The 14508-nt window shown below is 35.4% G+C and carries 10 protein-coding genes; 9 read left to right on the top strand and 1 reads right to left on the bottom strand.

The window, feature by feature from the left end:
• The first annotated feature begins 26 nt into the window (after positions 1 to 26).
• The 3 genes from prmB (at position 27) to RHO14_10305 (ending at position 3042) form a co-directional block, all read left to right on the top strand.
• Complete coding sequence (gene prmB / locus RHO14_10315; GenBank protein ID WVD70746.1) at positions 27 to 929, top strand: 50S ribosomal protein L3 N(5)-glutamine methyltransferase; 903 nt, start codon at positions 27 to 29, stop codon at positions 927 to 929.
• 43 nt (positions 930 to 972) lie between these two features.
• On the top strand, positions 973 to 2055 hold the full coding sequence (aroC, locus tag RHO14_10310; GenBank protein ID WVD70745.1) for a chorismate synthase: 1083 nt from the start codon (positions 973 to 975) through the stop codon (positions 2053 to 2055).
• A gap of 225 nt (positions 2056 to 2280) precedes the next feature.
• Positions 2281 to 3042 (top strand): TSUP family transporter, encoded by a 762-nt coding sequence (locus tag RHO14_10305; protein WVD70744.1) that lies wholly within the window; start codon positions 2281 to 2283, stop codon positions 3040 to 3042.
• Between the two features lie 109 nt (positions 3043 to 3151).
• On the opposite strand, the gene RHO14_10300 is transcribed toward RHO14_10305, so the two are convergent.
• Positions 3152 to 4003: an aspartyl protease family protein gene (locus RHO14_10300; protein WVD70743.1), complete on the bottom strand. Its 852-nt coding sequence runs from the start codon at positions 4001 to 4003 to the stop codon at positions 3152 to 3154.
• An 867-nt stretch (positions 4004 to 4870) separates the two neighbouring features.
• On the opposite strand from RHO14_10300, the gene glyA reads away from it, so the two are divergent.
• From glyA to feoB, 6 genes are all read left to right on the top strand, one after another.
• Positions 4871 to 6127: a serine hydroxymethyltransferase gene (glyA, locus tag RHO14_10295; GenBank protein ID WVD70742.1), complete on the top strand. Its 1257-nt coding sequence runs from the start codon at positions 4871 to 4873 to the stop codon at positions 6125 to 6127.
• 141 nt (positions 6128 to 6268) lie between these two features.
• A complete protein-coding gene (locus RHO14_10290; protein ID WVD70741.1) occupies positions 6269 to 7213 on the top strand; it encodes a CYTH domain-containing protein in 945 nt (314 codons plus the stop codon).
• 21 nt (positions 7214 to 7234) lie between these two features.
• Positions 7235 to 10054 carry a bifunctional [glutamate--ammonia ligase]-adenylyl-L-tyrosine phosphorylase/[glutamate--ammonia-ligase] adenylyltransferase gene (gene glnE, locus RHO14_10285; protein WVD70740.1) on the top strand — a complete coding sequence of 940 codons (2820 nt, stop codon included), beginning with the start codon at positions 7235 to 7237 and terminating at the stop codon, positions 10052 to 10054.
• Between the two features lie 268 nt (positions 10055 to 10322).
• A complete protein-coding gene (locus RHO14_10280; protein WVD70739.1) occupies positions 10323 to 11711 on the top strand; it encodes a hypothetical protein in 1389 nt (462 codons plus the stop codon).
• A gap of 179 nt (positions 11712 to 11890) precedes the next feature.
• Entirely contained in the window at positions 11891 to 12139 is a 249-nt protein-coding gene (locus RHO14_10275) for a FeoA family protein (GenBank protein ID WVD70738.1), read from the top strand.
• Positions 12136 to 14466, top strand: coding sequence for a Fe(2+) transporter permease subunit FeoB (gene feoB / locus RHO14_10270; GenBank protein WVD70737.1), 2331 nt, complete (start codon positions 12136 to 12138; stop codon positions 14464 to 14466). Before RHO14_10275 ends, feoB begins: the two co-directional genes overlap by 4 nt.
• Positions 14467 to 14508: the final 42 nt, after the last annotated feature.

Raw genomic sequence — 14508 nt, 5'->3', positions numbered from 1 at the left:
AGTGCCAAAACACTAGGTGGTACATCATGGAACAGATCATTAATCAATTACATACTATTCAAGATTTTATTCGTTGGGCGGCATCAATGTTCAACCGCTCTGATATTTATTATGGTCATGGTAGTGATAATGCTATTGATGAGGCAAAGCAGTTAGTATTACCAAGTCTTAATTTGCCATTAACGATCCCCGCTGAGTTTTATGCTGCTAACTTAACCCTAGATGAAAAACGTACGATTATTGATAATGTCACAGCGAGAATAGAACAACATATTCCAACGCCTTATTTAACTAATATGGCTTGGTTTTGTGGTCATCAGTTTTATGTTGATGAGCGCGTTCTGATCCCTCGTTCACCAATTGGTGAACTGATTCAAAATCATTTAGCTGGTATTATCGATTTTGAACCTCGTAACATTCTTGACCTATGTACCGGAAGTGGATGCATTGGCATTGCATGTGCTTATGAGTACCAAGATGCTCAAGTTGATGTCGCTGACATTTCTATCGATGCACTTGAAGTTGCACAAATTAATATTGAATCTCATCAGCTTTCACATCGTGTGTTGCCAATATTATCTGATTTATTTAATGATCTTCCAAATGTTCAATATGATGTGATTATTTCTAATCCACCTTATGTTGATGAGGAAGATATGGATGATTTACCTTCGGAATTTAAAATTGAACCAGAGCTAGCACTTATAGCTGGCTATGATGGGCTTGATATTGTTAAACGTATATTAAAACAATCAGCCGATCACTTATCAAAATTTGGTGTTTTAATTTGCGAAGTGGGTAATAGTAGTGTTGCATTGCAAGAACAATACCCTCAAATTCCTTTTAAATGGCTTAGCTTTAAACAAGGCGGTGATGGCGTGTTTATGCTAACCAAAAAGCAACTTGTTGAATTTAATGACATTATATAATTATAACAATATCACTAACACGAAATAAAGAGAAAGGTTAATTATGGCTGGTAACTCAATTGGCACACTTTTTAAAGTCACAACATTTGGTGAATCGCATGGGCTTGCACTGGGTTGCATTGTTGATGGCGTACCTCCTGGGCTTGAATTATGTGAAGATGATCTGCAAAAAGACTTAGATCGCCGTAAACCTGGCTCATCGCGCTATACAACTCAGCGCCGCGAGGCTGATGAGGTGAAAATTTTATCGGGTGTATTTGAAGGTAAAACAACCGGTAGCAGTATTGGTTTATTAATTGAAAATACCGATCAGCGCTCACAAGACTATAGCCGAATTAAAGATATTTTTCGTCCAAGCCATGCTGATTATACCTATCAACAAAAATATGGGATCCGCGATTATCGTGGAGGCGGTAGGGCTTCAGCTCGTGAAACCGCTATGCGAGTTGCCGCCGGCAGTATTGCTAAAAAATACCTACAAGAAAAACTTGGCATTACTATTCGTGGTTATTTAGCCCAAATGGGTGATATTAAGTGTGAGTTAGTCGATTGGCAACAAGTTACGCAAAATCCATTTTTTTGTGGTGATGAAGCGAAATTAAATGATCTTGATGAACTACTACGTAATTTGAAGAAAAACGGTGATTCGATTGGCGCTAAGGTAACCATTGTTGCTGAAAATGTTCCAGTTGGGCTAGGTGAGCCTGTTTTTGATCGCTTAGATGCTGATCTAGCGCATGCATTAATGAGTATAAATGCTGTTAAAGGCGTTGAAATTGGTGATGGTTTTGCGGCAATTAATAAACGTGGCAGTGAAAACCGAGATGAAATAACCTCGAACGGCTTTAAATCAAATCATGCCGGCGGCATTTTGGGGGGCATTAGCTCTGGACAAACAATTCAAGCAAATATTGCATTAAAAGCAACCCCAAGTATTGAAATCGCAGGCCAATCGATTGATATTCACGGTAATACCGTTGAGGTATCGACCCATGGTAGGCACGATCCTTGTGTTGGTATTCGCGCCGTGCCGATTGCGGAAGCAATGATGGCTATCATAATCATGGATCATTATTTGCGTCATCGTGCTCAGTGTGGTGATGTTAAGCCCGTCGCGTACTTTTAATCGATTATTATGACTGATGATAAAATTAGTGGACTACTCTTAGCTATCCCCATAGTCATTATTGGCTATATATTGGTTATGCTCGATAAGCACTATTTTAATAGTCGCATGGCAAATTTATTTAAGCGACCTAAATTTAGGTTGTTTTTTATGGCATTAATTTTTATTACCGTGATGCTTTCAAGTATTTATTGGCGAACTTATGTTGGACTTTAGGTAATTAAAATGGATATTACAGTCAGTTTATTGTTAATCTTGTTTGCAGTTGCACTTATTGCTGGATTTATCGATTCGATTGCTGGCGGCGGTGGTTTATTGACAGTGCCGGCGCTACTTGCGGTTGGTATTCCACCCCAAGCGGCTTTGGCCACAAATAAATTACAAAGTTGTGGCGGTTCATTTTCAGCAAGTCTTTATTTTATTCGTCAGCGCATGGTTAATTTGCGCGAAATGAGGCTATCAATATTATTAGCCTTTGTTGGATCAGCATTAGGTACCTTGCTCGTTTTGCATATAAAAGCTGACTTTCTACGTATTTTATTACCGATTTTAACTATTAGTGTTGGCCTTTATTTTTTACTCTGCCCTAAAATTGGTGAACAAGATCGGAAAAGGCGATTATCTGAAACGCAATTTGCTATCATTGCAGCTATGGTAGTTGGCTTTTATGATGGTTTTTTTGGCCCTGGGGCGGGATCATTTTATGCGGTAGCTTATGTCACTTTAGCCGGTTTTAACCTAACAAAAGCAACTGCGCACACTAAGGTGCTTAATTTCACCTCTAATCTTGCTGGTTTACTATTTTTTATCTTTAGCGGGCAAGTGATTTGGGTAATTGGGCTTACGATGTTAGTTGGTCAAATTATTGGTGCAAGATTGGGGGCAAGAATGGTGATATCTAAAGGTAAAAAATTGATCCGTCCAATGCTTATAATTGTATCAACGGTTGTCAGTATTAAATTAATCTGGGAAAACTTCTTTTTATAAAAATACCAAGTGCTCAAGTAAATCATTTTTTTCACAATGATAAGATATTTCGTAAATTACCGGATTTAGGCTATTACATATTATGAATGTATGGATTACAAACCTAAGATTATTTTTCTTCGGCTTTAATCCATAATTTCTTATTTTTAAAATCAATTTTTACTACGTTTTTACTAAAAAAATCAAAACCTAACAATCCATCTGACTGGAATTCGGTGGGAAAAGAATCGAAAATAATTGCCTCAATTTTATCAGTAGGTATATTACTTATTTCAATAGCAATAAACTGATAACCGCTATCATCATTAATTCTAGCCGTTTGCGATGAAATAGATTGTTCTTTGATGATCGAAGTGCTGGCTCCACTATCTAAAATCATTTTATAGTTTTTTACACCATCCGACATATCGATAACAATACCCTCCCCATTAAGTTGGAAAGGAATTGCAATCCACTTTTTATTTAAGTCAGCAGATATATCCGTTTCATCAGATATTATTATTTTGCTTTCTGGAAAATTTATGGTTAGTATATAATCATTGAATAAATTTAACCCAATAACAGGGATATCAATATTTTCATTTTCTGTATTATCACCAGAAATACTCATTCCCCAATTTTTATACTCAATCACCTCTATTTTTTCAAAAAGAAACGAATTTAATGTTAGATTGTTAATAGTAAACGATCTAGTTTCAGTGATATTACCCGATAAATCCATACTTTTTCTTGTTTGATCTTGTTCAGTTTTATTCGGAATCTTATCAATTAAGTCTATCGGTAGATATAAGGCTCCTTTTGCACCAGTGTCGAGTATTAAAATAATATTTTCACCTTCAATATTTAATGTAATAAATGGTAAATTAAATTTATAGTCAAAGGTTAAATCCCAAATAACCTCGTTACTTTGAGCAAGGTTACTTATAAATAATAGGAGTAAAGAAACTAATTTTTTATACATACCAGACCTTATTGTATCTTCACGATTAAAGTAAAAATTGCAAAATTTAATTTTTTTGAACAGGTTCATTTAATGAATCTTAAATGATTAAACTATCATCTAATAGTACCACTCGATCCGTCATGTTAATAGTTTCTGGTCTATGAGCAATAAAAAGTTTAGTAAAAAAATAGCTCAACATTGAGCTATTTACAGCAATTTCATTAGATATATCTAAATAAGTAGTCGCCTCATCTAATACTCGAATTTTAGGTTCTCTATAAAGAGCTGTAGCTAATAAAACTCGTTGTTTCTATCCTCCGATCAATTCTGTTCGAATATTGCCAATCAAAACTTGACCTTCGACCGGTTTTAAAAGCACCAAAATTATTTTCAATAGTGTGGTTTTTCCGCAACCTAATACACCAGTTATTGCGATACATTGCTCCATTGGTATAGTCAAGTTTAAATTTTTTAAAATAAAAAGGTTCATTTTGAGAGTAACGAAAAATATATTTTTTAGTTCAATTAAATTATTCCGATAATCATGATTATTTATTTTTTATGAATTTATTTTTTTGATATTTATTAGTGCTATATCTATTTGACGATAATTAATAGTGTAGCTCCAAAAACCAGGCTAAAATATTAAACAGCGCTCACTTCTATGAACCTGATTCTTATTTAGAAATTAAAATTACGTTGTTTTACATACACTAATAAGCCACATGTCCTATTTATTAAGTAATATACAAATATATTTTAATAGATTGATTTAGCTTATTGACTTAACCTCTTATTATTGTAAATATTAAGTTATCTTTTGAATATGTATCGAATATCAATAATTATATCGATTTTTATTAACCAAAGTTGTGAGGAGTCAAGATGTTTACTAAAAAAATGACAATAGCTGACTATGACAAAGATTTATGGAATGCAATTCAAGGTGAAAATAAACGTCAAGAAGAACATATCGAATTAATTGCCTCGGAAAACTATACTAGCCCAAGGGTTATGCAAGCACAGGGTTCGCAGCTTACTAATAAATATGCCGAAGGTTATCCTGGTAAACGTTATTATGGCGGGTGTGAGTATGTTGATATTGTCGAGCAACTTGCAATAGATCGTGCTAAAGCGCTATTTGGTGCGGATTATGCTAATGTTCAACCTCATTCTGGTTCGCAGGCTAATTTTGCTGTTTATACAACGCTATTAAATCCTGGCGATACCGTTCTTGGTATGAATTTATCTGAAGGAGGCCATTTAACGCATGGCTCGCCTGTTAATTTCTCGGGTAAATTATATAATATTGTCGCTTATGGCGTCGATGAAAACGGCCGTATCGATTATGATCAGGTAGCTAAAATAGCAAAAGAGACCAAGCCAAAAATGATTATCGGTGGGTTCTCCGCTTATTCTGGTATTGTTGATTGGAAAAAAATGCGTGAAATTGCTGACAGTGTTGGCGCTTATTTATTTGTTGATATGGCGCATGTGGCAGGTTTAATTGCGGCAGGTGTTTATCCAAGTCCATTACCTTATGCGCATGTAGTTACAACAACGACACATAAAACATTGGGTGGGCCACGCGGCGGCATAATCTTAGTAAAAGGCGGTAGCGAAGAGTTATATAAAAAACTTAATTCTGCCGTTTTTCCTGGCGCGCAAGGCGGCCCTTTAATGCATGTTATTGCAGCTAAAGCTGTTGCATTAAAAGAAGCGATGGAGCCTGGTTATAAAGAGTATCAACAACAAGTCGTCAAAAATGCTAAGGCGATGGTTGAAGTGGTTATCAAGCGCGGCTATAAAGTCGTTGCTGGTGAGACACAAAATCATTTATTTTTAATTGATTTGGTTGATAAAAATATTACCGGTAAAGCTGCCGATGCAGCATTAGGTAAAGCAAATATTACCGTTAATAAGAACAGTGTTCCCAAAGATCCGCAAAGCCCATTTGTAACATCGGGAATTCGATTAGGTACACCTGCAATAACAAGGCGCGGCTTTAAAGAGCAAGAAGCAAAACAGCTCGCTAATTGGATTTGTGATGTACTTGATAATATCGATGATGAAGATGTAATTAAACAAGTACAAAAACAAGTATTGGATATTTGTGAACGTTTACCTGTCTATCAGGAATAAGCTTTACTGATGTTTTATAACAAAAATGCGCTAAATATAGTGCATTTTTATTATATGCGTTGTCTATAAAAATACATTACTATATACCATCTATTTTTGTGCAAAATACTATCGTTATTATAACAATAAAAGGGTATATAAATGAGTGAAGAAATTGAACTAAAATTTGAGATTGAGTCGTCATCAATTAAGCAATTATCTACTTTTTTACAAACTCAACGTATTGATGAAGAACATAGCTTACATTTAACCAACAGTTACTACGATAGTCTTGACAATATTTTGCGGCGCCACCATGCAAGTATCCGAATTCGGGGTATTGAAGAAAATGCAAAACAAGATGAATACGAGATCACGTTAAAGTCGTCTGGTGGTGGGCAGTCAATCGCCGGTTTACATTCAAGGCTAGAATTTAATGCGCCATTACCTAATAAGCAGTTAAATTTGTCGGTGCTTCCTGCTACAGCTTTCCCTTCTGGATTGAATGCAGATAATTTATCAAAGCAACTAACTCTCTTATTTACAACAGACTTTCATCGTAAAACATGGCTGATTTATTTTAATCAAAGCCAAATTGAAGTTGCCTTAGATCAAGGCGAAATATCCGCGTCTGGATTAAATTTACCTATTTTGGAAATTGAATTAGAATTAAAGCTTGGCGCTAGAGTAGACTTATTACTTTTTGCTCAAAAATTAAGCCAGTTTAATATTCATCTTTTTTCACAAAGTAAAGCAGCTAGAGGTTATCGTTTAGTTGAGGGCAATGACATTAAAAAAATCCCTCAATTAATAACCACCAATTTGCCATCATCATCAGTACTACCAGCTATTTTAGAGTTTTGGCAAACCAATGAAGAATATGCTTTAGCGCATAATGATTTAAATCTTTATATAAAAACATTGCAGCAAGTCGATGTTAATCTAACGCCAATACTACCTTCCCCACAAAATGAATATTCTACAGAATTAAATCAGATATATCGTAAGTGGTTTGGTCAAATAAGATCAATTACAAATATAAAAAGCTTTGCATTTAGCCCAATTAACACGCAATTTAAGCTCTATTTGATGCTATTAATATTTTAATGTTTAATTAAACGGTAACGTATGACTTTACTCATGACCCAGCAAAAAAACGTAATAGCTCAATTGGATAATTGCGATCAAACACTCGTTAAGCAGTATATTAATGTGCTAATTAGCAGTGATTTTTTAGTTGATTCATTTTATCGTTTTCCAAGTTGGTTAATTGAAATTAGTGATAATGCGCCCAATAACTGTGAATATGTCAATTATCAGCATTGGCTAAATGATGTTATTGCTACTATCAATAATGAAGAACAGTTGATGGCTGCTTTAAGGCAGTTTAGACGAAAAATGTTAGTTAGAATTAATTGGTCGCAAATCACCAACACCAGTACAACTGAGCAGACATTAATACAGTTAAGTGTATTGGCCGAAGTACTCATTATCGCAGCCAAAGATTGGCTATATCAGTTAAGCTGCAAAGAATGGGGAACACCTACCGATTGTAAAGGTAATACGCAGCCTTTAATAATATTAGGTATGGGAAAATTAGGCGGGATGGAACTTAATTTTTCGTCTGATATCGATCTTATTTTCACATATCCAGAACATGGTATTACAAAGGGTGGACGGCGAGAGTTAGATAATTCTATTTTTTTTACTCGATTAGGACAGCGATTAATAAAAGCCCTCGATCAAATAACACAAGATGGCTTTGTCTATCGGGTTGATATGAGGCTTAGGCCACTTGGCGATGGCGGACCTTTAGTACTAAGCTTTGCGGCTATGGAAGATTACTATCAAGAGCAAGGTCGAGACTGGGAACGCTACGCCATGGTTAAAGCAAGGATACTTGGTGATCAAAGTGATCCTTATGCTAAAACGCTCTACACAATGTTAAAACCGTTTGTTTATCGGCGCTATATTGATTTTAGCGTATTACAATCATTACGTAATATGAAAGGGATGATTGAGCGTGAAGTGCGGCGGCGTAAACTTGATAATAATATTAAATTAGGGGCAGGCGGGATCAGAGAAGTTGAATTTATTGTACAGGTTTTTCAACTAATTAGAGGTGGGCGATTACCTGCTTTACAAACACGTTCGCTGCTTGAAGCATTAAGTATTATTGAACAAGATAAGTTACTTATGACGGAAGAAACCGATACACTTCGGCATAATTATCTTTTTTTACGACGCTGCGAAAATATTTTACAAGGTATTAATGATGAGCAAACACAAACCTTACCTGATGATGAGCTTGATAAGCAAAGGCTAGCACTTGCAATGGGTTTTGATTGCTGGCTTGATTTTAAACATCAATTAACAACCAATATGCATGCAAACCGTATGATTTTTAATGGACTTATTGGCCAAGATGATGAACAAAGTGTGCAAGCAAATTATAATCAACAATATGATGAGCTTTGGTCAAATGATTTAGAATTTGATGACATTAAACAAGTTTTACCTTTATTAAGTGATGATGATTCGCGGCAACTTTATCAACTCATCGCACAGTTTCGTGAAAATATTGGCAAGCGCACCATTGGTGTAAGGGGCCGTGATATTCTTGATCAGCTGATGCCTCGAATTTTTGCCTTTGCATGTGAAGATGAAGCCCGTTTGACTATTTTATCTCGAATATTACAATTACTGGTTAATATTGTTAGCCGAACTACCTATTTAGAATTATTAGTCGAGTATCCAAATGCCTTAAAACAATTAATTCGTTTATGTGCAGCATCGCCAATGGTAAGCGATCAACTGATGCGCTACCCATTATTATTAGATGAATTAATTGATTTTAACGCATTGTATAAAACGGTGCCAATTGATGGTTATAAAAGCGAATTGTATCAGTATTTATTACGAATAGAGTCGAATGACGAAGAGCAGCAGATTGAAGCATTAAGACAATTTAAGCAAATGCAATTATTACATATTGCAGCAAGTGATATTGCGCATATTCTACCAACAATGAAAGTGAGTGATCATTTAACCTATCTTGCTGAAGCAATGCTAGATTTTGTGGTACAAATTGCTTGGAACCAGATGGTTTTACGTTATGGCAAACCCGACTATTTAGTTGATGATACGCAAAAAGGTATTATTGTTGTTGCTTATGGAAAATTAGGCGGATTAGAACTAGGTTATAGTTCTGATTTAGATCTGGTTTTTTTACATGATTGCCCAGCTAATAGTATGACAACAGGTGATAAGATTATTGATAGTCGCCAATTTTATTTACGCTTAGTCCAACGTATCATTCATCTATTTAATATTAGAACCAATTCAGGTATTTTATATGAAGTTGATGTTCGCCTTAGGCCGCAAGGTGATGCTGGATTACTAGCTTGTACGCTCGATTCATTTGAAGATTATCAAATAAATGACGCTTGGACATGGGAACATCAAGCACTTGTTAGGGCGCGGGTTGTCTATGGTGAACCGATGCTACAATCACGATTTAATCAGATCCGTCACCGGATTTTAAGTAAACAACGTGATGAACAATTATTACGACAAGATGTAAGAGAGATGCGCGAAAAAATGCGTAGTCATTTAGGTAATCATGATAAACAACATTTTAATATTAAAGTTGATGCAGGTGGGATCGGCGATATTGAATTTATCTCTCAATATTTAGTGCTTAATTATGCAAATCAACAACCTAAAATGACGTTATGGAGTGACAATGTTCGAATTTTGGAGCTAGCTGCAAAATACGATATTATGCCTACTGATGAAGCTGAAATACTGACGCAAATTTACATCAATATGCGTAATGAAATCCATCTACTTTCTTTACAGCTATTATCTAGTCAAGTTGATGGACAATTATTTCAATCAGAGCGAGAGTTTGTTAATAAAAGCTGGCAGAAATGGTTAACAAAGTAATTGTGTGTATTATAGCCAAGTGAAATCAAGATGCTTGATTTTTTAGTTTTAACTTTAAGGTTGTTATAAGTAGGGTGATTAGAGGTTTCGTCTCTCGCTCCGTTTTAAAAGGGTTCAAGACGAAGTCCTGACATCCCCCAGCTTCTGATTTTCAGCGCTATTTTTGAGAATCTTTATTGGTCACGAGTATAAATAGCAATAATAAGTAAGTTTAAATGAGTATTAACTGTAATAAAAATATAACCCATAGATAATATAAAGGATAATTATGCGGGCGCTATTCGTTATTTTTTTGATTTTTATACTAGCTGCGTGTTCATCTAGACGCACAGCTGAAGATGCTTACAAAGAGGGGAAATATCTAGAAAGTATTGAGCTTATTGCGCTAGATATGGAAGAAAAGGGCCAAGCTAAGCTTGATGCTGATGATTTAGCCCGTTTTAGTCAGATGGTAAGTAATGTGATGGCTTTTTATGAAAATCAGTTATTAAGTGCTGATAGAACTGATTATGCAACTCGTATAACAAGTTATGAATCATTACTGCAAATGAAAACCCGCTTAAGCGATCGTTTTTACAGTCAACAAGTCTACTTCTTTAACAATAAATATGATATTAAGCAGTTAAGACAATTAATTGCCGAAGAGTATTATTTGTACGGAAATTCAATTAATGCAACCGATGGGCAAAGTTATTACCGTAAAGCGACTTTATATCGTAAAGGTATGGAACAATATAAATATAAAGATATTGAAGTATTATATAAAAAAACGAACACTAAATATATGCAAGTTGCCGCGCAAGAGAACTATCAACAAGGTAAAGCACTTGCTGAAATTAAATCATATAAAGAAGCCAGTGAGCATTTTACTAACGCAGCAGATATTTATGAACCTTTAGGTAAATATAAAGATAGTCGTGAGCTGGCAACTGTTTATGATAAAAAGTACCGTTTAATTGAGGCTCAAAATTTTTATCAACAAGCTAGTGATATGAAAAAGTATGCAAATACCTATTATGAATATCGAGAAATTGCTAATTTGTATGATAACGCGGCTAAGATTTACCGCCCTTATGGTGAATATAAAGAGTCGAGTAAGTTAGCTAGGCAATATCAAGAAAAGGGTATAATAAAGATTTATTGCCCACCAGGTAGTTATTTTAAGCTAATAGAAAAATCAATTAGTGAAAATTATATTCGCCTGGTAACTAATCAAAGTATTGCCAACATCACAATTAAAATAACGGATAAAAATCGCTATAAAAATCTTAATGAAAAGCCAATTATGCAAGCGATGAGTGAAAATATTGTGGTTAAAACAGTTCAGCAAACTAATGCTGATGGTAGTGTTGAATCAAAAGACATTTATAAAACTTACTATTTTAATTTACAAACATCTGTGCAAGCAAATATGCTAGAACTTAGTACCTCTTTTAATGTTAGTGGTGATTATCTTTACAATAAAACCGACACTATTACTAAAAGGTCAAGTATTACTAAGTATGTCTATAGTGGCGATGTACCAAGTAAATATAAAAATCGTACTTCGGGTCGCTACTCATCAGAGCAAGCACTATTAGATTCTGCTAAGGATGAGCAAAGCCAATTTATTAAAGATGAGCTGTCAGAGTTAATGTCAGTTTTGGAGCGATTATAGTTAATAATAATGTGCTTATTTCAATGGCATTGATTATTTACTATTTTTTGTCAGATGCCACTAAAAGCTTAGATTTTTTACCGTTGGTAATTCACATCCTGTCTTATTTGTAATAAGATTGAGAATAATTCGTATTATTGATATTACGCTCAACTTGCCGTTGAGACAGGATGTAACAAATGAATATTCCCGTATTAACGCTAGATCGCCTGCCATTTGGCAAAGAGGCGGTTATCGCAAAACTATTACCTGAGTCACTACCATTTCGTCGAAAACTATTGGCTATGGGGATAACTCCCGGTTGCCAGGTATCAGTAATTAGGGGCGCTCCTCTTGGTGATCCATTAGAAATTAAAATGAGAGGTTTTACGCTTTGCTTAAGGCGTAAAGAGGCCGCATCAATTGCCGTTGTTGAGGTGGCAAAATGAGTATTGCATTAATTGGTAATCCAAATTGTGGTAAAACCACGCTATTTAATATTTTAACCGGATCTCATCAGCGCGTAGGTAATTGGCCTGGCGTTACTGTTGAGCGTAAAACGGGTATTTTTGAATACAAGAAAAAACAATATGAAATTGTTGATTTACCCGGTACTTATGCCATAGAAAGTAATAGTAATACAACCTCTCAAGATGAAATGATTGCTCGTGATTACGTTTTATCGGAATCTGGCAATGTTATTGTCAATATTATTGATGCAACAAATTTGCAACGTAGCTTATATCTAACATTCCAATTAATTGATTTAAATCTACCGGTTATTGTCGTTTTAAATATGATTGATGCAGTTAATGAAATGGGTGAGCGAATCGATGTTGAAAAGCTATCAACGTTATTAGGTTGCCCTGCCGTTGCAATTTCATCGACGAAAAGAAAAGGTTTAGATAAGCTTTACACTCAAATTGAGGAATTAGCCGTTGGCATGTCAAAAGCAAGCCCTACGATCCCAACTTTAGCGGTTAATCAAAATCAAATTATCGAAAAATATTTAGCAACATTGCCAAGCGATAGTTATATCAATAAGCTTAATCGTTGGCAGTTTATTGAAGCGTTGATAGATCACAACCATTTTTCTTTTAATGAGCAAGAGTTGGCATTGATTGTTAGCTGTCGACAAGATCTTGCTTCATGGTGTGATAATGAAGTAGATATTGCTATCGCAAGTAGCCGCTATGAAGCGATTGATGAAATTTGTAAAGAGGTGATTGAAAAGCCAAGAGAAGCAAGTAATTCACTTTCAGATAGACTTGATAAGATCACGCTTGGGCGAATTACCGGGATCCCATTCTTTTTAATTGCAATGTATTTAATGTTCATTGTCGCAGTTAAGTTTGGTTCGGTATTTATTGATTTCTTCGATGTTTTGTTTGCAACTATTTTTGTTGAAGGCTTAACTTATGTACTTAATTTGATTAATGCGCCTGATTGGTTAACGGTGATTTTAGCTGATGGTATTGGTACCGGAGTTCAAACCGTTGCAACTTTTATTCCCGTAATTGCGGCGATGTTTTTTTGTTTATCATTTCTTGAAGATTCAGGGTACTTAGCGCGGGCGGCGATGGTAGTTGATCGCGCGATGCGAGCGATTGGTTTACCCGGTAAAGCATTTGTGCCAATGTTAGTTGGTTTTGGATGTGGTGTACCTGCGATTATGGGGACTCGGACACTTGATAGTACTCGTGATCGTATCATGTCAATTTGTATGATCCCCTTTATGTCTTGTGGCGCTCGCTTACCCGTTTACGCGCTGCTGGCCGTAATATTTTTTCCACATAGTGCCTCAACCGTGGTATTTATTCTTTATTTGCTCGGTATTGCTGTTGCTATCGTAACTGGTTTTGTACTTAAATTTACGCTGCTTAAAGGCGAATTAACGCCATTTATTATGGAAATGCCTGTTTATCGTATCCCGACGTTACGCAGCATGCTGAGTTTAACTTGGCAACGTCTAAAAAGCTTTATATTTAAAGCGGGTAAAGCAATAGTTATAATGGTCACTGTACTTAGTTTACTAAATTCATTAGGAACCGATGGTTCATTTGGTCATCAAGATTCCGATAACTCAGTTTTATCAGTTGCAAGTCAAAAAATTACGCCAGTATTTGAACCAATGGGGATAACGGAGGGTAACTGGCCTGCGACAGTTGGGATATTTACCGGAATATTTGCCAAAGAAGCGGTTATTGCAACACTTAACTCCCTTTATTCGATGGCTGATGATAATGAACAAGAACCAGATGAGTATAGTTTATTCGGTGGCATTAAAGATGCTTTTGCCACAATTCCTGAGAATATTTCAGGCCTCGCTGATTCATTCCTTGATCCACTTGGTTTATCAACTGTCGATGAAGATATTGACTCATTACAAAATGATCTTGAAGTTAATGCAAGTGCGGTGAGTAAAATTGAGTCATCATTTGGTACATCGGCTGCAGCAATGGCTTACCTTATCTTTATTTTATTATATACACCGTGCGCAGCTGCATTAGGTGCCGTGTATCGAGAGGCGGGATCTAAGTGGACAGCATTTGTTGCAATTTGGACTTTTGTGATTGGTTGGATCTGCGCAACGGCTTATTATCAAATGACGTTATTAAGCACGTCTTCAGATGCGGCGATATGGTTAATTAGTTTAGTTGTTATTTTTGCATTAATTGTTGCAATATTAAGAATAATTGGTAAATATTCATCATTATCTCAAACCTCATCGATAAATAAACCTAAAAAATGTGGTAAATCAAACTGTTGTTGCTAGAAGAGTGGTATAGCATAAGATTATGCTATACCATTACATAAT

This window comes from Orbaceae bacterium lpD04, assembly GCA_036251935.1.
GTDB lineage: Bacteria > Pseudomonadota > Gammaproteobacteria > Enterobacterales > Orbaceae > Orbus > Orbus wheelerorum.
Note: the sequence above shows the minus strand (reverse complement) of the source record. Positions and strands in the feature narration are given on the sequence as shown.

Coding starts and splice junctions, on each gene's coding strand:
- glnE (WVD70740.1), top strand. CDS start 7,235: ATGACTTTACTCATGACCCAGCAAAAAAACGTAATAGCTCAATTGGAT.
- glyA (WVD70742.1), top strand. CDS start 4,871: ATGTTTACTAAAAAAATGACAATAGCTGACTATGACAAAGATTTATGG.
- RHO14_10305 (WVD70744.1), top strand. CDS start 2,281: ATGGATATTACAGTCAGTTTATTGTTAATCTTGTTTGCAGTTGCACTT.
- RHO14_10275 (WVD70738.1), top strand. CDS start 11,891: ATGAATATTCCCGTATTAACGCTAGATCGCCTGCCATTTGGCAAAGAG.
- aroC (WVD70745.1), top strand. CDS start 973: ATGGCTGGTAACTCAATTGGCACACTTTTTAAAGTCACAACATTTGGT.
- RHO14_10280 (WVD70739.1), top strand. CDS start 10,323: ATGCGGGCGCTATTCGTTATTTTTTTGATTTTTATACTAGCTGCGTGT.
- RHO14_10300 (WVD70743.1), bottom strand. CDS start 4,003: ATGTATAAAAAATTAGTTTCTTTACTCCTATTATTTATAAGTAACCTT.
- prmB (WVD70746.1), top strand. CDS start 27: ATGGAACAGATCATTAATCAATTACATACTATTCAAGATTTTATTCGT.
- RHO14_10290 (WVD70741.1), top strand. CDS start 6,269: ATGAGTGAAGAAATTGAACTAAAATTTGAGATTGAGTCGTCATCAATT.
- feoB (WVD70737.1), top strand. CDS start 12,136: ATGAGTATTGCATTAATTGGTAATCCAAATTGTGGTAAAACCACGCTA.